A 22,510-nucleotide genomic window follows, 5' to 3' on the forward strand; every position below is an offset into this window, starting at 1 on the left:
CTATTAGCCTCTTCCTGCTTGGAAAGAAGGATATTTCGTCATACCGCCATCAGCAAATAATGTAATACCTGTTACATAGCTTGCTTGTGATGATGCTAAGAATGCTGCAACTGCTGCTACTTCTTCTGGTTTACCGATGTAACCCATTGGAATCATGCTTTCTACGTCTGCACGTTGTTCTGGATCTGCAAATTTCTCTGCGTTAATTGGTGTGTTCATCGCACCTGGTCCAATGTTATTTACGCGGATACCTTTTGGCGCATATTCAAGAGCCAATGTTTCCGTCATTAGTTTCATACCGCCTTTACTTGCTGCGTAGTGAACAAATAATGGCCAAGGAATCATTTCGTGAACACTAGACATGTTAATAACGTTTCCTTTAATGTCGTTTTCAACGAAATATTTAATTGCTTCACGGCTTCCTAAGAATGCACCTGTTAAGTTTGTATCAATAACTTTGTTCCAATTGTCTAGAGATAGCTCATGAGAAGGAACCGGGTTTTCAACACCAGCGTTGTTAATCATAACGTCTAATGTACCGAATTCTTTAATAGCTGTTTGAACAAGATTTACAACGTCTTCTTCTTTTGTTACGTCGCCTTGAACGATGATTGCTTGTCCGCCTGCTTCTTCTACTTCTTTTTTCGCATCTAAAGCTTCTTCTTCATTGTTGTAATAGTTAATAACAACTTTTGCTTCTTCTTGACCGAAACGAACAGCCATTGCGCGTCCTAAACCTGTTGATCCACCTGTAATTACAACTACTTTATCTTTTAAATCTGTATACATAATAAAATCCTCCTAGTGTTTTCATTTATTCATACATACTATCATTAACTTTTACGTAAACGTTAACTTTTAGCCATTCCGAGGAATACGCCACCTAAAATGATGAGCACAATACCAATCGTAATTGAAATAAGCTGACGCTTTGTTTTCTTTTCTCCAAGTAAGAAGATACCGCCAAGCGTTGAAATAACGATTCCCATTTGTGATAATGAGAAGCTTGTTGCAACCCCTACTTTAGGTTGAGAAATAAATAAGAACATGTTACCAGCTGCCCAAATGAGGCCTGGAATAATGTTGCGAATTGCGTATTTATTAAACGGTTTGTGTTTATAAGTAAGTATAAGTCCACCAATCAACATACCAATAGCTTGTGGGAATAGCGCCGACCATCCGTCTACATTAAATAAACGAGCGACAACTACATACACTAAGTATCCAATTGTTGAAATAATAAGGGTAATGATCCCTTTTTTGAATTGTCCAGATTGCTCTGCATTTTTTTCGCTTTCTAGTGATGTTAACACAATACCAATAACAATAAAGATAAGAGCTAACACGCCTAAAATAACGGTTGTTGTTGTTGACCACTCGTGAAATACGATAACACCGAACAGTGATGTCGTCACAAGCTGCATACCAGTTGAAATTGGCATGGTTTTTGAAACACCAATATAATCAATCGTTTTCAACTGATTACTTTGCCCAACTGCCCAAAATAATCCCGAAACGATTCCGACAATAAAAATAAGCGGTGTCAACACTGGATGAACTACGAAATAAATAACGGCTGAAAAGATCAGCGCACCAATTGTAGTCCCAAGCGTTTGACTGTAAGGACCTCCGCCCAATTTAACGTTGAACAGGACAATACTTCCCCAGAAAATCGCAGGAAGAATAGCCAAAAGGATATCCATTTGATACTAACCTTCTTTCTCAAACTCTTGATGTAATTGTAAATTTAAAGTACCTTTTATTTAACTAGGTAACTTTATGTAACCAATCTTAGACCTTTTTTCTTGATACGTCAATAATAATATGTCGATTTTGTGACTTTTTTTAAAAACTTTACAATACAGCGTTTCCAAGCTACTGAAAGTTTTGAAAATAAAAAAAGATAGCCTTTTCATTATCCAAATGCTAGTATATAATAACATTATAGTAGTTACTTTTAATATCCTATATACGATAAAGTAGGTGGCATGAATGAATGAATTTGATGAGTTATGTCCAAAAGTGTGGAAAACGTTTGATATAATAGGAAAAAGATGGAATGGACTAATTATTTATGTCCTGATGAGCGGTCCTAAACGCTTTAGTGAAATTCACACCAGCATTCCCTCTTTGAGTAAACGAATGTTAACCGAACGAATGAAAGAGTTAGAAGAAGAAGGCATTGTAATCCGGCACGTTATTCCTGAACGTCCGGTTCGTATTGAATATATCTTAACTAAAAAAGGATCAGAGCTTGGTATGATCTTAGGGCCCGTCAGCAAGTGGGCAAAAACATGGATAAAATAAAAAAGCCTCTTTGGAGGCTTTTTTTACGTTTGGTAGAGGATATAATTATTTTTCCCTTCTCTTTTTCCTTTATATAACGCATCATCTGCATTTTTTAATAATGAAGCAGCCGATTCTCCGTCTTCTGGATAAATAGAGACGCCGATGGTAGTTGTTGTGCGCAAACAATAGCCCCGTACATTCCAGCTTTGCTGAAGAGATACGTGAATTCGCCTAGCAATTTGTTCAATTTCTCGTCCATTTGTTACGTTTAAAATAATGATAAACTCATCTCCGCCCAAACGATAAATGCGATCGCCTTTCCTCACACAGCTTTTTAACCTCTTCGTGTATGCTTTTAGAAATTCGTCGCCTATATGATGGCCATATTCATCGTTAATCTGCTTAAAATTATCACAGTCGAGAAACAAAAGCGCAAAAAACTCATCGCTTTTTCTCTGCCCTTTTTCAATTACTTTGTTTAACTCTTTTAATAACATCGCCCGGTTGGGAAGACCTGTTAAACTATCGTGAGTGGCTTCAAAATGAAGTTTATTTTCTAGCGCTTTTTGTTCTGTAATATCATTATGAATCGAGACATAATAAGTAATATTTCCGTCTATATCTTTTAATGGCACAATTGTGTTCGATACCCAGTATAACTGATTATGCTTCGTCCACATTTCAAGCTCCCCTCGCCATACTTTTCCGCTTTTGATTGTCTCACGCAGCTCAGAAAGGTCATGACGAAGCCCTGCATCTCGATAATACTTCCCCAATAAATCTTCTTTTTGATAATCTGAATAACGTATATACATATCGTTTATATAAGTGATAGTTCCATTTGCATCTAGAATCATAACGCTAGCTGATTCATCAAGCGCATATTTTATATTTTCAAGTTCTTTCATTGTATAAGCCAGCTGTTCTTCTGCTTCTTTTTGAGGCGTAATATCTCGGTAAATCACCGAATAGGCGACCAGTTGATTTTGATCATCATAAATCGGTGAACAGCTGACAGATACACACACGCTTTCGCCACTTTTGGTGTACCTGACTGTTTCATAAGGAGGGAGCGTCTTACCATTTTTTAATTCTTTGATTAATTTAAGGTTTTCTTTTCCCTCTTCTTTTGATACGATGTCCATCTCTTGACGGCTTTTTCCTATAACTTCTTCTTTTCTCCACTGAAATAGCTTTTCAAATGCTCCATTGACTGTTAAGACCTTCTCATTACAATCAGCAATTAGAATGGCATCTACCGTGTTTTCTAGAAACGCATCGAGTAAGCGCGTGCTCTCTTCCTGCGTTTTTTTATAATGAATTTCTTGAGCCATGACAAGGACATGTGAAGGGGTTGTCGCTTGATTAAAGAGAGGGGTAAATGTTACTTCATATGCATGCCGTTCGGGATGAAAAAGCTGTATGTATTGATATTGAATCGGTTCTTTCGTGGCAATGGCTTTTTCACAAAGTGTGTAAAAAAGCAGATTTTCTTCTTTATTGATTATCTTGTCTTTCATTTTGTCAAAGAATTGCTGAGCGGCTTTATTACATTCTTTATAGTACAGCTGATGTCTTTTTTGCTGAATTACAATAACGGGCTGCGGCATATTCATAAAATAAAATTGGAATATCCCTTCACTATACATACTACATATCCTCCATCTGCCTTTGGAATTTCACTCAACGTCTTGTTTTGATATGCAATTCACTCATTATCCCAAAACAACACGTCTTCTGTATCTCTTAAAATATTTTAAAAATCGCACAAAATCACATAATTTTATAAAAATTCAAGATATCTATGCTGCATATAAGTCTAATTACCCATTCCTATATTACGATAAATTATCTATTTAGTGAAGCGTATGGGTTAAGAGTTCAGCAGCCGTTCTCGTCTGAATAAACCGCGGTACTTATTATAAGTTAAGTAGGAAGAGATCGACTGCGGCATGCCCAGCAAATAGCCTTGAGCAGCATGTAGATTTAACGAAATTGCTGCGGCTAAATCCTTATCTCGTTCCACGCCTTCTAAAATGAGATTCGTATGCGGATAATAGTTAACAAGCAAATCAATCAGATCTTTCTTTTGTTTGCAGTCAGCTAGCCCTTCAGCATAGCTTCGGTCCAATTTCATATAGTGAGGCTCATACATGCTTACCTGTCTCATCGCTGCGGCTCCTGCTCCAAAATCATCAATCGCAATTTTGAAACCGGCCTCTTTCAAACTCATTACTCGGGCAAAAAGAGCAGGTGATTCCCATAAAATCTTTTCATGAAGCGTTTCATTTAACTCCCATACAATGCGATGCTTCGCATTTTTATAAGTGTTCAGCAGATACGTTAAAAACAGTTGAAAATGTGGATGGAGAAGAGTAGATGGAAACACATTGATAAATACATCCTCTGATTTCAACACCTCAAACGGAAAGTGCTTAATCGCTCCTTCAATTGCCATCGTATCAAGCTTGTATAAATAATTATGGCGTCTTGCCAGTGAAAACAACTCTTCAATCTGCCCTTTTGCGAAAGCTGTGCGCAGCAAAGCCTCAAAACCCAGCGTCTCCCACGAATTCAACGCATAAATAGGCTGATATACAAACTGAAGGTCTTCATACGTCAGTTCCTTTAAAACATGAGCATCCATTCTTTCGTTTAATCACCTTTCGTTTTCAATATACTATTTCTTCCATAACCTAAACTTATAAAAATATATCCTAAAAAAAGCTAATTGTCCATTAAAAGGAAGAGATTCCATTAAGTAATTTAGGTATTTTGAGACTTACTGAGGGCTTATGATAGCAACAAAGAAGTGTTTTAGAGACTTTTATACTTTTGATAGATAAGCTGTAAAGGATGTTTCAAAAAAGAGATTGAGACATAAGTAACTCAACCCATGTAAAGATGAGCAAATTAAATAAAGGGACTAGTATAGATTGCTTGTGAGACCGCGTTTGATTTCCGTGCAAGGCTTCGCTTTCCGCGGGCGGCCGCTGAGCCTCCTCGTCGCTTGCGCTCCTGCGGGGTCTCACCTGTTCCGCTTTTCCCGCAGGAGTCTTCGCCTTGCCCTCCAATCAAACGCTAGAAGCATCTAATATGTGAAACTTACGTTTACCAGATACTTAGCGCAATAACCTCTTATCGTTAGTTTGTAATCATAGACAAATTGCTCGTACTGATAAATAGACGCTCGTTGAAAAATTAACGATAATAGCCTATATACAGCATTACCAAAAAACATTATACCTACATACCTACATACCTACAGCTAATATACTAACAGCTAAAACAAATCTTATAACTTTCTTCGTTTAACTTGTTACCTCTTCTTCTCTATAAATTCTCTACTATTTCCCCTCGTTAAAATGAATATTTTTTAGCATTTTTAAAAACCATTTCTTTCTATCCATTTTATTTGTTTCTGTATTTTCCCCTACACTATCATATATTAATTTGATTACCTTATCAGAGCTTTTATCTGCTACATATGCTACATAAAGGTTGGGTAGATTTTCTTTACTGTCATGCACTATATGTTGGTTAGTACCGTGAAAATATGTATAGGCAGAATCATAATAAATTCTTGTATTAGAGGTTTCTAACTGTTTAGGTTTTTTACTGCCTAATTGTTCTTTAAATAAACTCTCTACATAAATTGATTATGATTTTGTATCGTTCTCGGAAAATTCAGCCTTGATAGCGTACGTTTGTTGATCACTTTCGTAGGGTTTAATATAAGCAGCTGACCAATTTTCATATGATTCGCCATTTCTAGTATAATCCTCGCGGTATTTATGTGAAACTTGATACTCTTCTGGAAACCACATCGTATACTGCCCTGTCTTTGACTTAAACTCATAAAACCCGTCGTTCACTTTTTTATCTTTGTTCAAGAACTTACGTGTAAAGTGATTATCAAAAGCAGGGACGTTTGGGTAGCGGCTTTCGTTTATCAGCCATATTCCTCCTATTAAAATAGCAACTCCTGTAATGATTGCGGAAAGGGTCTTCGTACGTTTTTTCATTGTCCTACACTCCCTTTATTACTCTTTTGAAATAAATAGGACTTAATGTAAATTGTTCAACATATAAAAATCCCTCAGACCACTGTCTGAGGAATAGAAGTATCCCTTATGTTAATTCACTTTCATCCATTGATTCTCTATATCGAATTTCGTACTCTCTCTTATGCATATCTTTAACAGAATGCATAAAACTCATAATATGCTGAAATGCTCCAGTATCATACTGCTGAGCCCTTAGCGTATATCCCCGCTCTGCTGCTTCTAATTTACTTTTAACCGCATCCGCAAACTCACCCGTTTGGTTTTCTAAATAGCTTTTAGCATGCCAAAGCTTTTCATTTACTTCTTGATCCTTTTTGATTAACTCTTTAACCCTTTTTGCCTGCTCGCCTTTGAAGTCATCACCATCAAATTCAAACGTGTATTTACCGCTCGTTGTTCCTGTGTGTGTAAAATCAAACAATTAAATCCCCCCTACTACTTCTTTCGTGCTTTTAATATCTGAAGCTACCGATTCGTCTGCTTCCATCATCTTCTCGAAATTTTGAAAGAACGCTTCAAGAAACTTTTGATAGTATGTAACTTCCTCTTGAATAGAAGAAATGATCTCTTCAACAGGAGTAAATACACTATCGTCTAGCGGATCAAACGTTTTGTCAAACGTCACTTTTTCAGCCACACGCTTTTGTCCAAACCATGCGAGGGTAGCGCCGTCTTTATCTGCCTTTTCCATAAATGACTGGGGAGAAGCTTCTTCTCTGGATATTTTCATTTTTAACTTTTTCTTCTTAGCTTCGAAGACTTCGTTAATTTCACTATGTAAATACTGCTTTAGTGTATTTAAGTTTGCTTCTTTGTCTTTAATAGCATTAGCACAGTAATAAACAAACTTCTTCATTTGTTCATAATCTAGCAAGATTTCTTCCTGAGATCCTGAATCAAAAACCTGATAATACGTCTTCATAGCATTAGCTTCTGTGTATTTGACAACGTAATTAATTCCGTGGAGTTTTGCTTGATTTCTTTGAGATATTCCTTTAATCCCTTGTACTAAAACTCCAGGACTTTTTATCGCCTGTTTCGTCAAGAAAAATGCGCCTTCTGTTCCTAGTACAATCCCAGGAAGATGCTTAAGCGGCTTTTCCTTCACATCATCAACATATGATGGAATATTGAGAAGAACACTGTCGTCTACATGGGCGTTTGCCAAAGATAATCCTCCAATTATATTGGATACTCCAGAGTTATATCTGACTTCGTCAAGTTTTAAAAATAAGTTCCATTTGGCTAACCTTTTTAGAGGATATTCTCCAATATTAATCATTTCTTCTGTATCCATATCTCCAAGCATGGTTACTTTATTACCTGCATACCAACTGCCAGGGAAAGATTGCGCATGCATAGGTTCACCTTTTACCCAAGGATGGCTAATTGTGGCTTTTTGTTTTTCATAATAGGTATTTGCTAACTTTAACAATTCTTTTGTAGATATATCCTCAGTCTTTCCTTTTATTTGCGTTATATAGTTAGAGAATTGTTTATCTACCCTTTTCAATTGTTTAATATTTACAGGAGCATCATTTAACCCTCTAATATTTGTAAAATCTTTCGTGATTAAACCTAATGTAACTATTAGGTTTCCTCCTAAAGAATGACCATCACCATAGTGTTGAATTTTCACGTTTAAGTTTTTATTCTGTTTCTTATTAATATGTTTCTCAACCTTGTTATACATTTCTTGAGCATCTTCAATTTGATTATCGTTGCTTCCAGCACCAATACCTAAACCATCATAAACAACATCAGGAAAATCCTTGGTTGGTTCCGTTCCTCTCATGAAATAATAAACCTGATTTACTTTCTTCTCTTTGTCATAAAAATGGATAGCAGCACCATCAAACCCCGATTTTTTTCCTATCCCCATGTCTTTGCTCGTGTAAATTTCAAAATTAGGAGGATTTTTTCCTTTAACTTCTTTATAGATCTTCTTTATCTCATCTTCTCTTCCAGATAACCCCTTATACTCCAGCTGAGTTATTCTATTTCGTAGTTTATTATTTAGCAATGCCTTTTCACTCATAATCATTTCTCCTCATGAAAATTTACGCTTTGCAGTATTTTCACAATTAATTTTTCTTGTTTCTCCCCTTGTTTTTCTGTTAACTCTTCTCCTGTATATTTGTAGTAGAGCTCGATTACTCTATCCGTATCTTTATCTGCTATATATGCTACATATGTATTTGGAACATATTTAATATTGTTCTTTACAACTTTTTCCTCAGTTCCTTTAAAATATGTATATGCTGAATCGTAATATATACTGGCATTAGCTGTTTCTATCTTTTTTGGCATATTAACGTGTAAATTTTTTTCAAACAAACTCTCTACATTTATGTCCTCATTTTTTTTCACTTTATCTGCCAGTTCCACGTTAATATATGAAATCTCGTTTTTATTATTAAAGAAATTTTCCGAAGAAGCTACCCATCGCTCATAATCCTTTCCGTTGATAGAATAATCTTCTTTATTTTCATGAATCAACTGATATTCCTCCGGAAACCACATCGTATACTGCCCGGTCTTCGACTTAAATTCATAAAACCCATCATCCACTTTTTTATCTTTGTTTAAGAATTCACGCGTAAAGTGATCATCAAAAGCAGGGACGTTTGGGTATCGGCTTTCGTTTATCATCCATATTCCTCCTATTAAAATAGCAGCTCCTGCAATGACTGCAATAATGGTCTTCGTACGTTTTTTCATTGTCGCACACCCTTTTAGTTATGTTATAACCTATGTTTTATACATGTTCGATACTATCATACTTATAATGGGAGAGTCATAAGCAGAACGAATCAAAGAACCATAATTAGGAATTGGTTATTTTTTACTATCACTTACCCTTTGTATTAAAGAAATAATCACTTCTTTCTTTATCATTGTTACCTTTATTAATGATTTCTCTCAATAAAGAAAACCCCACTTTCAAAAAAGTGAGGTTGATTACATAATATAGGCCATTCACTGAACGTTTCGCTCTTCTTGTGCCAGCACATCAATTTCAGCATCAATCTTTACGCTGTGGGTTTTTCCATCAAGTCCAAGGATGACAATTTCATATTGCTTGTTAGTGAGAACAACCGATTCGATAATACCTTTATGCTGTCTTAATGCATATGCTTTTGCACGGCTTTTAGTTAAAGGAATCGTTTTTTCTTTCAAAATACTGCCGGTTTGGGCGTTAATTTTTACTTTGTGCTCTTCTCCGTTTAACGTAAGGATGTCTACTATATAAATAGGAAGAGTGAGTATTTTACTCAGCGATATGGATTTGACAATGCCTTTATATTCTTTTAATGCGAGAAGCTTTGCTTGTTCTTTCAACAAAAGTGATCGTTTTTCAGAAATCATTTGACGCCATCCTTTCTAGTTTATAAAACGGACTGCTTTTTCAATTTCTTAACGTACTATATCCTATGTATACGTCTACTAACTAGTATAGCGGGCTTGTCTTAAATTTCTCTTAATATTACATGAAAGATAGCTGAAGAAAGCTGTTATTCACTGAAAAAACTAGACCTGGTTAGATCTAGCTTCTTATTGATGAATGTGAATTCTACATTTTTTTCGTTTCGAATCGTTCTACGGCTCTCATTTGTTTGATTGATGGGGATTTGTGGACGCACATGCCTAGATGGACTTTTTGAAGCAAATAGGGATCAATGTAAAAACCATTTTGAAAGATGTTTTCTTTTTCCTGTTCGTCATGAAATTTGGAGCATCTTACACAGTAATACATATCATAACCTCCTTGCGGACTATTTTATAAACGGGGATAGTTGTGAGTAGTATATTTACCTATAGCATATGGAAAAGAATAAAAGTCGTGCTTGTTTAGCGAAAATGTCCGAAAAGAGGAAGGCTTATCCATGGGCTAAACCGCTGGCTTTTCAAAAGGATTATTTAGAACATAAATCAGTTTAATCGTAATAAAAAAGCCTCTTTCAAAAAGAAAAGAGGCTTTTTTTATTAATTTGTTACTTTTGCGCTGTTTTGATGCCAGTTCCAAGCTGATGCGATTATTTTTTCTAATGAAATTTGCGCTTTCCAGCCTAATTCTGCATGAATTTTATCAGAAGATGCAACTAGGCGTGCCGGATCTCCAGCGCGACGGTCTGACATCACAACATTCGCTTTTTTACCCGTTACTTTTTCACACGTTTCGATCACTTCTTTTACAGAGTAGCCAAGGCCGTTTCCAAGATTGTACGTTGCTGTTTTCTTTGAACCGTCTAACAGTGCTTGAAGCGCTGAAATATGAGCATTCGCTAGGTCCGTTACGTGAATGTAGTCACGGATGCACGTTCCGTCTGCAGTATCGTAGTCTGAGCCGAATACAGAGATGTTTTCACGTTCACCAAGAAGGTGCTGAAGAATGATTGGAATTAAGTGCGTTTCAGGATCATGGCACTCACCAATTTCCGCTGTTTCGTAAGCACCAGCTGCGTTGAAATAACGAAGTACAACATATTCCATATCGTAAGCACTTGCAAAGTCAGCTAGAATCTGTTCGATCATTAACTTTGAACGTCCGTACGGATTAATTGGGTTTGTTGCCGTATCTTCTGTGATGATATCTACAGAAGGAATCCCATATGTAGCAGCAGTAGATGAAAAAATAAACTTTTTCACATTGTGCTTCATCATCGTTTGTAAAAGTGTTAACGTCGCAGCTACGTTGTTTTGATAATATTTAAGAGGATCTGTTACTGACTCCCCTACTAAACTATTAGCAGCAAAATGCATGACAGCATCAATTTTATGATTTGTGAATACGCTTTCTAAATCTTTCTCATTACCTAGATTTCCTTCTACGAATACCGCTTTCTCATCGATTGCCCAGCGATGACCCGTTGATAGATTATCAAGTACCACAACTTCATTTGTTTTCACTAATTCTTTTACTAGGTGGCTTCCGATATAGCCTGCTCCTCCGATGACTAAAATCATACTGTCAGTCAGCTCCTTTTTATTAAGTGTCGCTACAGATATCGTACCCGTTTCTTTTCCATTTGTAAATATTTCATTTTTCAGTATATGATAACGCAACTGTTATCTTTTAATTAGTATATCTACTAATTATGAACTGAGTGTGAAGATACTTATTTCCGCTACAAAGCAATTAAGAAATAACTAGATCAACCGCTAGAAGCAACTAAGCAGTTGAAATCTGCTTTCACCATGACAGTGAAAAAATCCAAACTATTAATTAATAATTTGGATTAACGGTTTGGATATTACTTCAAATAACATACTTTTGTCACAGCCTCTTTTTTTATATTTGCTGAGGCACTTTCTTCATATCTTTTACTTTATTTTTTAATGGAAGCATGCCTTCAATATGGCATTCAATACAGTCCCCGTCTTCAATAACAGCGGGTCCCGGCGTTCCTGTTAGAATGATATCACCTGGATGCAGCGTCATGACTTTTGAGAAAAATGAAACACAGTATGCGATGTCGTAAATCATATTAGACACTGTATTTTCATGATGTACGTCTCCGTTTAGCAATGTGCGCACTTGAAGTGATTTCACGTTTGATATGCTTTCTTTTGTGATAAATTCTGAGCCTATACTGCAAAATGTATCAAAGCTTTTCGCTCGCATTAAGTAGCGATGATTCGCCGCGTGAATATCAGCTGCGGTTACGTCAATGGCTGACGTATAACCTGCAATTACGTTTATGGCTTCATCTGGATCTATATCCTTACACGTTTCGCCGATTACCACCGCTAGTTCTGCTTCAGCCGTTGTTTTGTAGGACTGCTTTGGAATACGAATGCTGTCGTCTGGCCCAATAATGGCGGTTGCGGGTTTTAAAAAACTAACTGGATCAATGGCACGGTCGTAGTCTTTTAGTTTTTCTTCAGAAGCCGCATAATTAAATCCAATGCCTACTAATTTCGACGGATTACTAATGATAGGAGCTGTTTTTCTGCCCTGCAAGTGCAGTGCGGGAAAAGAGCTGTTCATACCAAATTTATTATGGGCATACCATGTTTCAAGGTGGCGAAGTTCTTTATATTGAATAAGATCCCAAATTGTTGTAGACCAGTTTGTTAAATATTTAGTATTGATATCTTCTATAAGCAGAATGCTGTCATTGTCTAAAATAGCTGCTTGTTCTTTCCCTTGCTCTATTATATTCACTAACTTCATGATACGCTCCTTACCGATGCTTGAATGATACGATCGCTGTTTTCTTTTACCCAATTTAATAATTTTTCATCTTGGTTGTATCCTGCAATAAAAGATAAGCCGATTGGCAAACCATCTAGTTCTCCTGCAGGTATCGTAACTTGGGGAAGACCGCTTAGGCCGGCAATACACGTCATTTGAAGTGTTCGCAATCTTCTGTTTTCTAACTCCGGTCCTTTTGCATCTTTTACAGGCGCGGGTCCTGGAGCAGTAGGAAGGACTAATATTCCGTCTTCTCCAAGCTGTGAGTACATAAAATAGCGAAGTTCACGACGCTTTTCTTCTATATAATTCATATTTAATAAGGTAAGAGTGCTGGCCCATTGAAAGCGGCTTCCGATATCTTCTCCAAACGTTGGATTTTCTTTTTGAATCCATTCTCCGTGCGTTTGCCAAATTTCTTTTCCTTGCAGCAAACGGAAGGTTTCCATATATGTAGAAAAACCCTGAGGGGCAATCGCTATCTCTTCTATAGTAGAGAAAGACTCCATTACGTGGTTGATAGACGGCGCAAGAGCTCGCATGCTTTGTTCATCCACGAGTTCCATCACGTCTGTTGCTACATAAAGTCTTGTAAAACCGCTAGCACGCGACGTTGAGTTCAATAAAACCGCTCCAACTCTTTGCAGGGTGTGGCCGTCTCTAGCCATTACACCAACTGTATCAAAGCTTGGAGCAAGTGGAACTAGACCGTTTGTAGAAATGCGTCCGTGAGAAGGACGATACCCGAAAATACCGCAGTAGCTTGAAGGAATTCGAATCGATCCTCCCGTGTCTGTTCCAATTGCAAAATCAGTTATTTCCGCTGCCACTGCAACCGCTGATCCGCTCGAAGATCCTCCCGGAATTCGATCTGCGCTTTTTGGGTTTACCGGCGTTCCGTAATGCGCGTTTTCTCCATTTAATCCGTACATAAGCTCGTCCGTGTGCGTAACTCCCTTCAGTGCCGCTCCTTCTTTTAAAAGAGCAGCTACTACATCTGCATGTTCGCTTGCAGGCTGATGCGTGGCGAGCCAATCTGGATTTCCTGCACTTGATATATGTCCTTGTACATCAAATACGTCTTTTAACGCAAAACTCAAGTTATTTAACATTCCCGTTCCCGTTGGAGGTACGTAAAGATCACTGTCTACAAATGCATTCCACGTATCTTTCATTCAACCATCTCCTCATTTCTTATATCTGTTTAGAATATAAAATTTGGAATAAGCTGGTCAATGAATGTGTCAGGTCTGTTAACACTAATATTACATAAATCCCCCAGCTTCTCTTTTCCTAGAGAAACTAGCCGTTTCATTTCCCTTTTAGCACGTTTGCGAGTAAAGTAGAAACATATCATTTTACGAAAAGGACTATCGCGATGGAACAATCTACTACGCTTTTCTTATTTATTTTATTAGCTTTTGTGCTAACAAGAGGCATTCCATTTATAGGTTCATTTGCTCCTAGCATTAATCAGCTGCTTCGGCATATTGGACGTTATTTTTCAAATTTAAATACGATGTTTCATGAAGATGGCCATGCGTTAATGGGGCTTATTGTCGGAAAAGGCGTCAATCGCATTGAGCTTTACACCAATAATGAAGGTGTAGCTGTGACTGCCACCTACGCGGGATCCCGTGGATGGCTGCCGCGCGTCATTATTGCCTTAGCCGGCTACCCGTTCAGCTCAGCAATGGCTTATTTGTTTTTCTACCTGCTCGTTCACAACCACTACGACTGGCTTTTTTACGGGTTAGGAAGTGTTGTTGTTATTAATTTGCTGCTTTGGGTACGTAACGGTTACGGAATTGTATGGCTATTTTCTATCGTTTTGATCCTCGGAGGCATCTATTATCTGCAAGATCCACAGCTTATACGTTACAGCATGATGTTTGTTGGTGCACTGTTACTTGTAGAATCTCTATTTTCCGCCTTTAGTATTTTTGTGTTAAGCATCAAATATCCACACGATGCGGGTGACGCTACGAGTTTAAAGCAACTTACCCATCTTTCAGCACGCTTTTGGGGTTTTTTATTTTTCCTACAGGCCGTGTATGTGGCTTATTTGATTTTTCACCTGATTTATTAGAGAAAGACGCAGTGGAAACAATATAATCAATCCTCCACAACCTTGTATATTTAAACAAAGAATGCTTCTCGTTTTATGAGATAGCATTCTTTGTTTACGTTTTTCTTGTAACGAATTTCTATCTAAAAGCACCTTCATAACAGTAACCTGACTTTTTAATGTTTTTGTCTAAAACAAAAAAGCACCTTCTAAGTAGAAAGACGCTTTATTATAGCTACCTTTTTAAAGTTTTAATCAACGATCATTGAATGTCTTGTAAGATTACCAAAAAACACGTTTAATTATATTACTCTTTCAATATTTTTGCTAACTTTTAACTTTTGAATAAAATAAAGCACGAAATAATGTATGAAACTTTTTTTGATAAAATTTAATATACCCTTTAAAGATACTATATTTTTTATGCTTTATTGAAGGTGGATAAAGATTAGTTATCTCCGATTTATTTGGAAAAAGCAATCTCTTAAAAAAGATCATAGAATGCTCAAACCGGTCATACTCAGACAAATGTACCCGAATAAGATTTTTAAATCCTTTTACGCTTTGTCTGTCTCCATAACGTATTTCTTGATAATCCCACCATATTTTTGATTTTTTATTAAAAGGAAGGTTATTAATTTGATCGAGATGTGGAAATTGATTATAAACAACCGTTAATGTACTTGTTAATCGTTTTAGAGTTTGATCGTTTTTTGCTATTTTAAATAATGCATTGTAATCAATTTTATGATTTAAGACATGTATAGTTTGTATAATATCGATAAAATATTTTAAAGAATCCATTCCATGCTTCCAGCCGTGAAGACAAATCATATAAAAGGTATGTACTTCAGACAGTTGTTTTATATGTTTGTAACCTTCTAAAGGAGCAGAGTGCTTCCAAAATTGCTCAATTTCTAATGAGGAACTATTTTCTCTGAGAATGTCCCTGTGAAGCTCAATAGTCAATGGAACAGGTGAATGAGGCATCATTTTACTGAAAGTACGATGGAAGTGATAAGATGGCCAATCCCCCTCAACATTATACTCTAACTTCTGAATACACATTTTCGCTTTTTCCATATCCTCTTTGCGAATTAATATATCAATATCTGTCGTCCTTCTTGCACTGAAATGACCAAAATATGTTTCAGCAAACAGAATTCCTTTTAATGGAATGGCAGAGATACCATTAGCTTCGAACGTATCTAAAACAAGCTTTAGCTGATTTTTAATATAAAGATTATTGTATAAAATAGTTTGGTACTCTTTCTGCAGCTGGCTTTGAAAGTATATCGGCGTTTGCTCCATTCTCCCTTGCTGTTTTAACAAAGAATATATCGTTGCTGATAAGTGAAAGTATTCGATATCTTCTAATATAGCGCTATAATCATCCGGATTTTCTGGCAATGGACGGCTTTGATCATATAATGATTGAATAAACTCAATGAACATTAGGGAAGTCCTCCTAATTTATTTGTCTTTACAGCATGATGGCTCTTTCTTCGTTATTAGAAAGCTGTGATGTGTTGACATTAGCAAGGTCTCGGTATAAGCCTGGCTGATGAATCAGCTCTTCATGCTTTCCTGATTGAATCAGTTTTCCATTATCAATGACAATAATAGAATCAACATTTTGAATAGTAGATAAACGATGAGCAATTACGATAGTTGTCCTATTTTTCATAATTCCTTGGAGCGCTTCTTTAACCAAGTATTCTGTTTCATTGTCTAGTGCAGATGTTGCTTCATCAAGCAGCAAAATAGGTGCATTCTTTAAAATAGCGCGAGCGATTGCAATCCTTTGCTTTTGCCCTCCCGATAACGTTACCCCTTTTTCACCTATTTTGGTCTCATATCCATGAGGAAGTGATAGAATGAAGTCATGAATATGAGCAGCTCTTGCAGCTGTGACTAGCTCTTCTTCAGTTGTCTGAGGGTTAGCTAAAAGCAGATTTTCTCTTATAGTACCAGTAAACAGAAAAGTTTCTTGTGGGACATATGCAATTAAATTCTGCAGTTCGGATGCATTAAGAGTACCAATCGGCGTTTGATCCACATAAATTTTTCCTGCTTGAGGTTTATAAAAACCTTGTAACAAGTTAAATAGAGTAGATTTCCCTGCACCGCTCGCTCCTACGATCGCTATGCTTTTTCCTGCAGGTATTTGTAGATTAAAATTTTCAAAGATATACCTTTCTCCGTCATAGCTAAAGGTCATATTCTGAAAACAAATAGCTTTTTGCTTTGGCTTCTTTTGAGAAAACTCAGGAAAATCAGTAGTTTCATATTGTGCTTTTAGTATATGAGCTATTCTTTCAACTGCTGATATAGACCGTTGAAATGCAGCCCACTGCCCTGCGAGTCCATTCAATGGATAAATTAGACGGTTGCTAAGACTTACAAACGCTAGAAGGGAACCCACTGTTAACATCCCTTTTGAAACGATTAAAGCCCCGAAGCATAGAGTGACTAGAAAGGCTATTAATGCAATAGCTTCGCCTCCTGCATAAAATAACCCCTTCATTTTTCCATTATACAAATCCAATGCTAAAGCTTGCTGATTTTGCTGACGGTATTTACTAAAGAAAGATCGTTCTAATAAAAAAGATCGAATGACAATAAACCCTTGAAAGATTTCAGATAAACTACTGGTCATTTCACTGTTTAGCTTCAAAATTTCCCTGCTGCTGTTGCGTAATAAAAAGCCAAAAACACCACCTGCAATCACAGCAATAGGTATAATAAATAAACCCACAAATGAAAGCAATAGACTAATATGGGCTAGATAAAGAAAGATCGCAATAAATAATAACGGCAACTTTATAAGGTTGATAAGATTTCGCCCAATCATTCCATCTATGCTGTTAATATCATTGGTAAAATGAGAAATAAATTCTCCAGAGTGGGTTGTATGAATTTTATGAACGGGAGAAAGTAACAGTTGCCTTAGCAGCTGCTCTTTTAAATCTCGTTTAATAGAAGATGTTGCAACCGCTTCAATATATGTATCGTAATAGATTGTAAGAAAGCTTATAAGTATTAGACCAAAAGCAAGTGGCAGCAAGTGCTTAACGCGGGTAAAGTCTCCTTGAACGGCAGCATCTGATAGATGTCCAAGAAACCATGCGGAGGCAAGAGTAATTAAAATGTCCGTCAATAAAAAAAGCATTAGCCCTGCGTAAGCTTTCCAATGTTTTCTAAGCAAAGGGTATACAATTGAAAAAGCGCTTATCATTTCCTCTTTGTCAAAATACCGCTTTATATCAGCTCGATTTAATTTCATCATAACACTCCAAAAATAAGCGATTAGCTTAATTAACTATTTTTTGATTAATATATTTTTTTAAGAAACGGGAGCTAAAAGGAAAAAAAAGCATTAACCAGCACCATATATAGTCAAAAGGAGCAGCCATATAAACTTTTTTTTGTTTTTTTCGGGAGATTGCCGTCAATTTCCCAATAACTTGTTCTCTCGTTACAGGCTCATCACAGCAAAGATTAGTATCTCCTTTAAATATATAGTGCAGCTGCTCGTTCTTGTATCTTGTTTTAATTAATCGATGAGCAATCAATTGCCCGCTTTTCGTATGAAAGAGACCAATATCACCTTTTTTTAAAACAGGTGCTTTTTCAAAGGTGCAAAGGTCATTTTGGCGAATGCAAGGGTACATGCTGAACCCCTCAGAAGGAAAATGGACATACCCTTTTTTTTCTATAACATTCTTCAACAATACTACGCTTTCTTGGTTAATTGGCATAATCAATCAATCCATATTTTATCAACTCAGAGAGAAAGCTTTCCATATCTTCAAACGAAAGCTCGTCTTCTACTTGATAATCCGTTTGCAAAGATTTGATAAGTGAAGGAATGGTACAAGGGTTTTCGAGTAAAGACCAGCAGCAACCTCCCAATTCGTTAATTTTTGTTACCGTATATGCTTCCGTGTTTAAAATTACCCATTCACTGTCAAGTTGAACGGCCTCCATATCTTGATTTCGAATAAACTGCTTCATTAGGATATCAACTCCCAAAACGTATTATTTTTTTGAAAATAAAGATCATATACAGGTACATAATCTAATACCTCTTTTATCATTTGAACAATTTTTTTTGTTTCTTCGCGGTCTTTATTCCAATAAAAGACTTTATCCATTATTTGAAGTAAAGCACTTGCTTTTCCCAACTTTGTTCTCTCATTGTTTAAAGCTTGATGCAGCAGCTGAATACTTGCTAATGGAATAGTTCCTTTAATAGATGGAGCTGAGAGCTCACTCCGAAACGGAGAATTAAACACAGTAATTTGATTTTCTTCTACCTTTACAAGAGTTGCTTCATCAGAAAGAATGGGTCTTGGAGCGGACAATTGTGCACAAGTTGATTTTCCTGCTCCGGATTGGCCAGCAAATAAATGAGCCTTTCCTTTTTCAGTAGCACATGAGGAATGAATAAGCAGCCCCCAGTTGTGATAAACAATATAAGAACTATAAAAATTCATAAGCGCATGCTTTAAAGCTAATTCATCATAAATTTGAATTTGAGCCTTTCCCTCGCTCAAATTTGCTTGAATTCTATAATCAGCTCTTTGAAAAGATATAGTATCTGCCTCTTGTTCGACTTCTACTTGATAGTCTACAAAAGGAATTCCATATCCACTTTCTATGTGTATAACCATATCTGGGCATTCAATTTTAGAAAAAAAAGGCTCGTAGTTTTTTTGAATTAAATTCAAAATCTGAAATGAATGACACACAATTAAAGCTTGATGCTCTCCAATTTTCATTGTAACTTTTTCCATAATATGCTCCTTCAATTTTTAAATAGAGAAAAACAAGTAAATGTTAGGCATCTCTTCAATCATCTATATGTAGCATTCAACATTGATTTAAAAATAATAGATTTTGTTAAGATGCCTAACAAGTGGGTTTAGAACCTCTTTGTATATCCTTTTTTATGGTCTATTTGGATTGTTTGGTGGGAAATTAACACCTCCATTACCATGTCCAGGGTGGTCCTGGTTACCTTGTCCAGGATTCCAGCTTTGAGCAGTTTCAAATCTAATAGGCTGATGATCCATAACCATTGGGCGCTTAGATGATACGCCTGGTTGTTTTTTTGTCATTTTCATAGTGTAGTCCTCCTTTCAATTCGTCATATTATTCAGATTATATATAATAATTTGAGGGTTCTTTTTTAACTCCTTGATCTCGAGAATTAAAGATGTTACTATATTTCAACTCCCAGAAGCAAAGTGATAAGGTTTCCCCTCAACTATTACCCAAGTAACTAGAAAAACACTTCACAAAAAGTAATTTGTTTCACATGAATTTCACGCTTCTACATATTCTTTTTTAAATTTTCATATGTCCTTTAGACAAGGGGATCAAAGACAGTTGTGACACTACTCGCTTTCCTTTAATAATTCGCAATAACGTTCATTATAAAGAACAAAATTACGAAAGATATCCCTTACTAGTCATTTAAACCTATTAAAACCAGGCTCATAATACTTAATAACTAGTTGTTTTCTATTATAAAGAACAAAACACAAATAGTAAACCTTTATTAAGAACAAAAAGATATAAATTTTTACAAAATTCGTACCTTTATTAAGAACATCACTTTTTTATTTATCTTTGCTTATTATTGGAATAGAATCAAATTTATGTGGTAGATGAGTAAAAGTAGTAAACGGTCGTATATGTATCTAGCAACTATAAATATATAAATTTTCAACCTAGTTGGTTACGCTTATCATGTATAACAAACACCCCTTCTCGTAGACATAAGTACACTTAAAACAATTAGGGGTTAAAAGGTTCTAAGCTGGTTAGTTGAAAGCAAATATATAATAATTTATACACTATTGTTAAATAGTGGTTTACGAGTTCCCTAAATGAGGTATATATTGGGTACTATGAAGTCGTAAAGAGGTGTGGGATACTTGTCATTATTTTTAAAGTGGAAGCAAAAGAAGCAGGAAAAAGAAGCAGAGCGTGTTCTTGAGGAATCAATCTCAAAAAGAAAAGACTACTGGAACACAATTGGACATATAGACGGAGACGTATTAACTCATTTGTTAAATCCCATGTTTTTTGGCGGGCCTGCTTGGCCATCTGGACGTCAAACATTTATTCGTGTTCAAAAAACAGAGACGGTTATTTTAGCAAGCGACGGCTTGTCCGATCCGTTTCAACTCCCTGAAGAAAAGAGCCAAAGACAAGGAAAAGGATTAGAATTCTATATCGAATGCGATGATGAATCTCTGCGTGGACCTTTATCGGATATCCAGGATCACTGGGCATTTGACCTTCTTTATCAAATGAGTCAAAATGCCGCCGCTCATCCTAATATGCTAGAACTATTCATGAAACATGATGTTCTTTCAATTGAATTTACGGATTTGGACGTACCGCCTCATTTTGTAAATAAAAATGGAGATATTGGTGTATTGCTAGGAGTTCAGTCTCCTTCTGTTTCAGCTAGCCTCTCTTTACCTTACGAATCTATTAAACTGATTAGCATGAAGCTTCTTACACCAAACGAATTAGAATATGTGCGCGAACAAGGAGCGCAAGGTCGCAGGCAGCTCGCTGAAACATTTCAGCTGTCAAAAAGCTATCATATTACCATGACTAAAAGAGAGTCTCTTATTTAAAAGAGGTTCTTTTTTGATTTCTGCTATTGAAATAGAGCCCTGTAGCATATAATCCTTATTTACATGCAACTCAAGTTCACATACTTTGTTAAAGCTGCTTTTCATATGAGCGTACTATTTTTGATTCATGGTATATTTTGCTATAGTAAAAAAGAAGATATAAAAAAGGAGATGGACGTTAGACATGGCAGAAAAAGTGCAGATTGGAAAATCCGAATTATATGTTAATCCTATTGGACTTGGAACAAACGCTGTAGGAGGACACAACTTATATCCTAACCTAAACGAAGAAGTCGGCAAAGACCTTGTTCATAAGGCGCTAGATAATGGCATAAACCTACTTGATACAGCGTTCATTTATGGTCCTAAACGTTCTGAAGAATTAATTGGTGAAGTACTAAAAGAACGCGGAAATCGTGAAGAAGCGGTTATCGCTACAAAAGGGGCACATAAAATTGTTGGAGATGAGGTACTGCTAGACAATTCTCCTGCGTTTTTAAAACAGTCGGTTGAAGATAGCTTAAAACGCCTTCAAACAGATTATATCGATTTATATTATATTCACTTTCCAGATAAAAACACACCTAAAGACGAAGCGGTCGGTGCGTTAAAAGAATTAAAAGATGAAGGAAAGATCCGTTCTATTGGGGTATCAAACTTCACATTAGATCAGTTAAAAGAAGCAAATAAAGATGGTTATGTAGACGTAGTACAAGGGCAATATAACTTAATTCAGCGAGAAGCAGAAAACGATATTTTACCTTATACGGCTGCAAACCGCATTTCATTTATTCCATACTTCCCGCTAGCTGCTGGTTTACTTGCTGGGAAATACGATAAAAATACAAAGTTTAATGACCTGCGCGAAGATATGCCTCATTTTATCGGCGAAGCATTTCAGCAAAACCTAGAAAAAGTAGAGCGTCTTCGTCAAATCTCTAGCGCAAAAGGTGTAGAAGTAGCCCATCTTGTTCTGGCTTGGTACTTAACGCGCGATTCAATTGATGTATTAATTCCAGGAGCAAAACGCGCTGAGCAAGTACTTGATAACTTAAAAACATTAGATGTTCAGCTTACTTCTTCTGAAATTAAAGACATTGATCATATTTTTAAATAATATAAAAAGAGGCTCGGACAAAATAGCTGAAGGGAAATCCGAACAATCAATCGAAACGATTGATTGTTCGGTTTTTTTATTGTTATGGTGAACGTAAGTTTCATATGTTTA

General features: G+C 36.3%; 24 protein-coding genes. 4 read left to right on the forward strand and 20 right to left on the reverse strand.

Translation table 11 applies throughout. The annotated features are described in order from the left end of the window. Positions 1-3: 3 nt before the first annotated feature. Complete coding sequence (gdh, locus tag N178_RS14850; RefSeq protein WP_025749618.1) at positions 4-789, reverse strand: glucose 1-dehydrogenase; 786 nt, start codon at positions 787-789, stop codon at positions 4-6. Between the two features lie 62 nt (positions 790-851). Then, positions 852-1,703 (reverse strand): RhaT/GlcU family sugar-proton symporter, encoded by an 852-nt coding sequence (locus N178_RS14855; protein ID WP_025749619.1) that lies wholly within the window; start codon positions 1,701-1,703, stop codon positions 852-854. Between the two features lie 289 nt (positions 1,704-1,992). Between N178_RS14855 and N178_RS14860 the strand changes: the two genes are divergently transcribed. Then, positions 1,993-2,307 (forward strand): winged helix-turn-helix transcriptional regulator, encoded by a 315-nt coding sequence (locus N178_RS14860; protein WP_014461264.1) that lies wholly within the window; start codon positions 1,993-1,995, stop codon positions 2,305-2,307. A 23-nt stretch (positions 2,308-2,330) separates the two neighbouring features. Here N178_RS14860 and N178_RS14865 read toward each other — a convergent pair whose 3' ends face one another. The 12 genes from N178_RS14865 to N178_RS14915 form a co-directional block, all read right to left on the reverse strand. Continuing rightward, the gene (locus N178_RS14865) at positions 2,331-3,938 is read right to left on the reverse strand and encodes a diguanylate cyclase domain-containing protein (protein ID WP_045293152.1); all 1,608 of its coding nucleotides are present in this window, start codon (positions 3,936-3,938) and stop codon (positions 2,331-2,333) included. A gap of 224 nt (positions 3,939-4,162) precedes the next feature. Then, positions 4,163-4,936 carry an EAL domain-containing protein gene (locus tag N178_RS14870; protein ID WP_045293153.1) on the reverse strand — a complete coding sequence of 258 codons (774 nt, stop codon included), beginning with the start codon at positions 4,934-4,936 and terminating at the stop codon, positions 4,163-4,165. A 266-nt stretch (positions 4,937-5,202) separates the two neighbouring features. Further along, a complete protein-coding gene (locus N178_RS27060; RefSeq protein ID WP_169746673.1) occupies positions 5,203-5,367 on the reverse strand; it encodes a hypothetical protein in 165 nt (54 codons plus the stop codon). A 581-nt stretch (positions 5,368-5,948) separates the two neighbouring features. After that, positions 5,949-6,314, reverse strand: coding sequence for a hypothetical protein (locus N178_RS28030; RefSeq protein WP_420329702.1), 366 nt, complete (start codon positions 6,312-6,314; stop codon positions 5,949-5,951). Positions 6,315-6,420: 106 nt separating this feature from the next. Further along, positions 6,421-6,777 carry a hypothetical protein gene (locus N178_RS14880; protein ID WP_045293154.1) on the reverse strand — a complete coding sequence of 119 codons (357 nt, stop codon included), beginning with the start codon at positions 6,775-6,777 and terminating at the stop codon, positions 6,421-6,423. After that, positions 6,778-8,394, reverse strand: coding sequence for a DUF6792 domain-containing protein (locus N178_RS14885; RefSeq protein WP_045293155.1), 1,617 nt, complete (start codon positions 8,392-8,394; stop codon positions 6,778-6,780). 2 nt (positions 8,395-8,396) lie between these two features. Continuing rightward, positions 8,397-9,077 (reverse strand): hypothetical protein, encoded by a 681-nt coding sequence (locus N178_RS14890; protein ID WP_045293156.1) that lies wholly within the window; start codon positions 9,075-9,077, stop codon positions 8,397-8,399. Between the two features lie 258 nt (positions 9,078-9,335). Then, a complete protein-coding gene (locus N178_RS14895; RefSeq protein ID WP_045293157.1) occupies positions 9,336-9,725 on the reverse strand; it encodes a PepSY domain-containing protein in 390 nt (129 codons plus the stop codon). A gap of 205 nt (positions 9,726-9,930) precedes the next feature. Further along, positions 9,931-10,113 carry a DUF3973 domain-containing protein gene (locus N178_RS14900; protein WP_013055747.1) on the reverse strand — a complete coding sequence of 61 codons (183 nt, stop codon included), beginning with the start codon at positions 10,111-10,113 and terminating at the stop codon, positions 9,931-9,933. Between the two features lie 230 nt (positions 10,114-10,343). Then, complete coding sequence (galE, locus tag N178_RS14905) at positions 10,344-11,324, reverse strand: UDP-glucose 4-epimerase GalE (RefSeq protein WP_045293158.1); 981 nt, start codon at positions 11,322-11,324, stop codon at positions 10,344-10,346. A gap of 325 nt (positions 11,325-11,649) precedes the next feature. Then, positions 11,650-12,534 carry a fumarylacetoacetate hydrolase family protein gene (locus tag N178_RS14910; RefSeq protein WP_045293159.1) on the reverse strand — a complete coding sequence of 295 codons (885 nt, stop codon included), beginning with the start codon at positions 12,532-12,534 and terminating at the stop codon, positions 11,650-11,652. After that, positions 12,531-13,730 (reverse strand): amidase, encoded by a 1,200-nt coding sequence (locus N178_RS14915; RefSeq protein WP_045293160.1) that lies wholly within the window; start codon positions 13,728-13,730, stop codon positions 12,531-12,533. Before N178_RS14915 ends, N178_RS14910 begins: the two co-directional genes overlap by 4 nt. Positions 13,731-13,933: 203 nt before the next feature. Here N178_RS14915 and N178_RS14920 point away from each other — a divergent pair, with 203 nt between their 5' ends. Then, a complete protein-coding gene (locus N178_RS14920) occupies positions 13,934-14,644 on the forward strand; it encodes a M50 family metallopeptidase (RefSeq protein ID WP_045293161.1) in 711 nt (236 codons plus the stop codon). A 306-nt stretch (positions 14,645-14,950) separates the two neighbouring features. Here N178_RS14920 and N178_RS14925 read toward each other — a convergent pair whose 3' ends face one another. The 6 genes from N178_RS14925 to N178_RS26760 form a co-directional block, all read right to left on the reverse strand. After that, on the reverse strand, positions 14,951-16,078 hold the full coding sequence (locus N178_RS14925) for a nucleotidyltransferase family protein (RefSeq protein WP_052942405.1): 1,128 nt from the start codon (positions 16,076-16,078) through the stop codon (positions 14,951-14,953). A gap of 28 nt (positions 16,079-16,106) precedes the next feature. Next, positions 16,107-17,909: an ABC transporter ATP-binding protein gene (locus N178_RS14930; RefSeq protein ID WP_045293162.1), complete on the reverse strand. Its 1,803-nt coding sequence runs from the start codon at positions 17,907-17,909 to the stop codon at positions 16,107-16,109. A gap of 28 nt (positions 17,910-17,937) precedes the next feature. After that, a complete protein-coding gene (locus N178_RS14935; RefSeq protein ID WP_016763296.1) occupies positions 17,938-18,384 on the reverse strand; it encodes a S24/S26 family peptidase in 447 nt (148 codons plus the stop codon). Further along, positions 18,374-18,640: a PqqD family protein gene (locus N178_RS14940; RefSeq protein WP_045293163.1), complete on the reverse strand. Its 267-nt coding sequence runs from the start codon at positions 18,638-18,640 to the stop codon at positions 18,374-18,376. The genes N178_RS14935 and N178_RS14940 overlap by 11 nt, the downstream gene beginning before the upstream one ends. After that, positions 18,640-19,422: a hypothetical protein gene (locus tag N178_RS14945; RefSeq protein ID WP_052942406.1), complete on the reverse strand. Its 783-nt coding sequence runs from the start codon at positions 19,420-19,422 to the stop codon at positions 18,640-18,642. The genes N178_RS14940 and N178_RS14945 overlap by 1 nt, the downstream gene beginning before the upstream one ends. Before the next feature lie 153 nt (positions 19,423-19,575). After that, positions 19,576-19,746, reverse strand: a complete 171-nt coding sequence (locus tag N178_RS26760; protein WP_160297360.1) for a hypothetical protein — start codon at positions 19,744-19,746, stop codon at positions 19,576-19,578. Positions 19,747-20,559: 813 nt separating this feature from the next. Between N178_RS26760 and N178_RS14950 the strand changes: the two genes are divergently transcribed. Then, a complete protein-coding gene (locus N178_RS14950; RefSeq protein ID WP_237758479.1) occupies positions 20,560-21,282 on the forward strand; it encodes a suppressor of fused domain protein in 723 nt (240 codons plus the stop codon). A 184-nt stretch (positions 21,283-21,466) separates the two neighbouring features. Continuing rightward, the gene (locus N178_RS14955; protein ID WP_045293165.1) at positions 21,467-22,399 is read left to right on the forward strand and encodes an aldo/keto reductase; all 933 of its coding nucleotides are present in this window, start codon (positions 21,467-21,469) and stop codon (positions 22,397-22,399) included. Positions 22,400-22,510: the final 111 nt, after the last annotated feature.

Origin of the sequence: Priestia aryabhattai B8W22 (assembly GCF_000956595.1) — a bacterium.
GTDB lineage: Bacteria > Bacillota > Bacilli > Bacillales > Bacillaceae_H > Priestia > Priestia aryabhattai.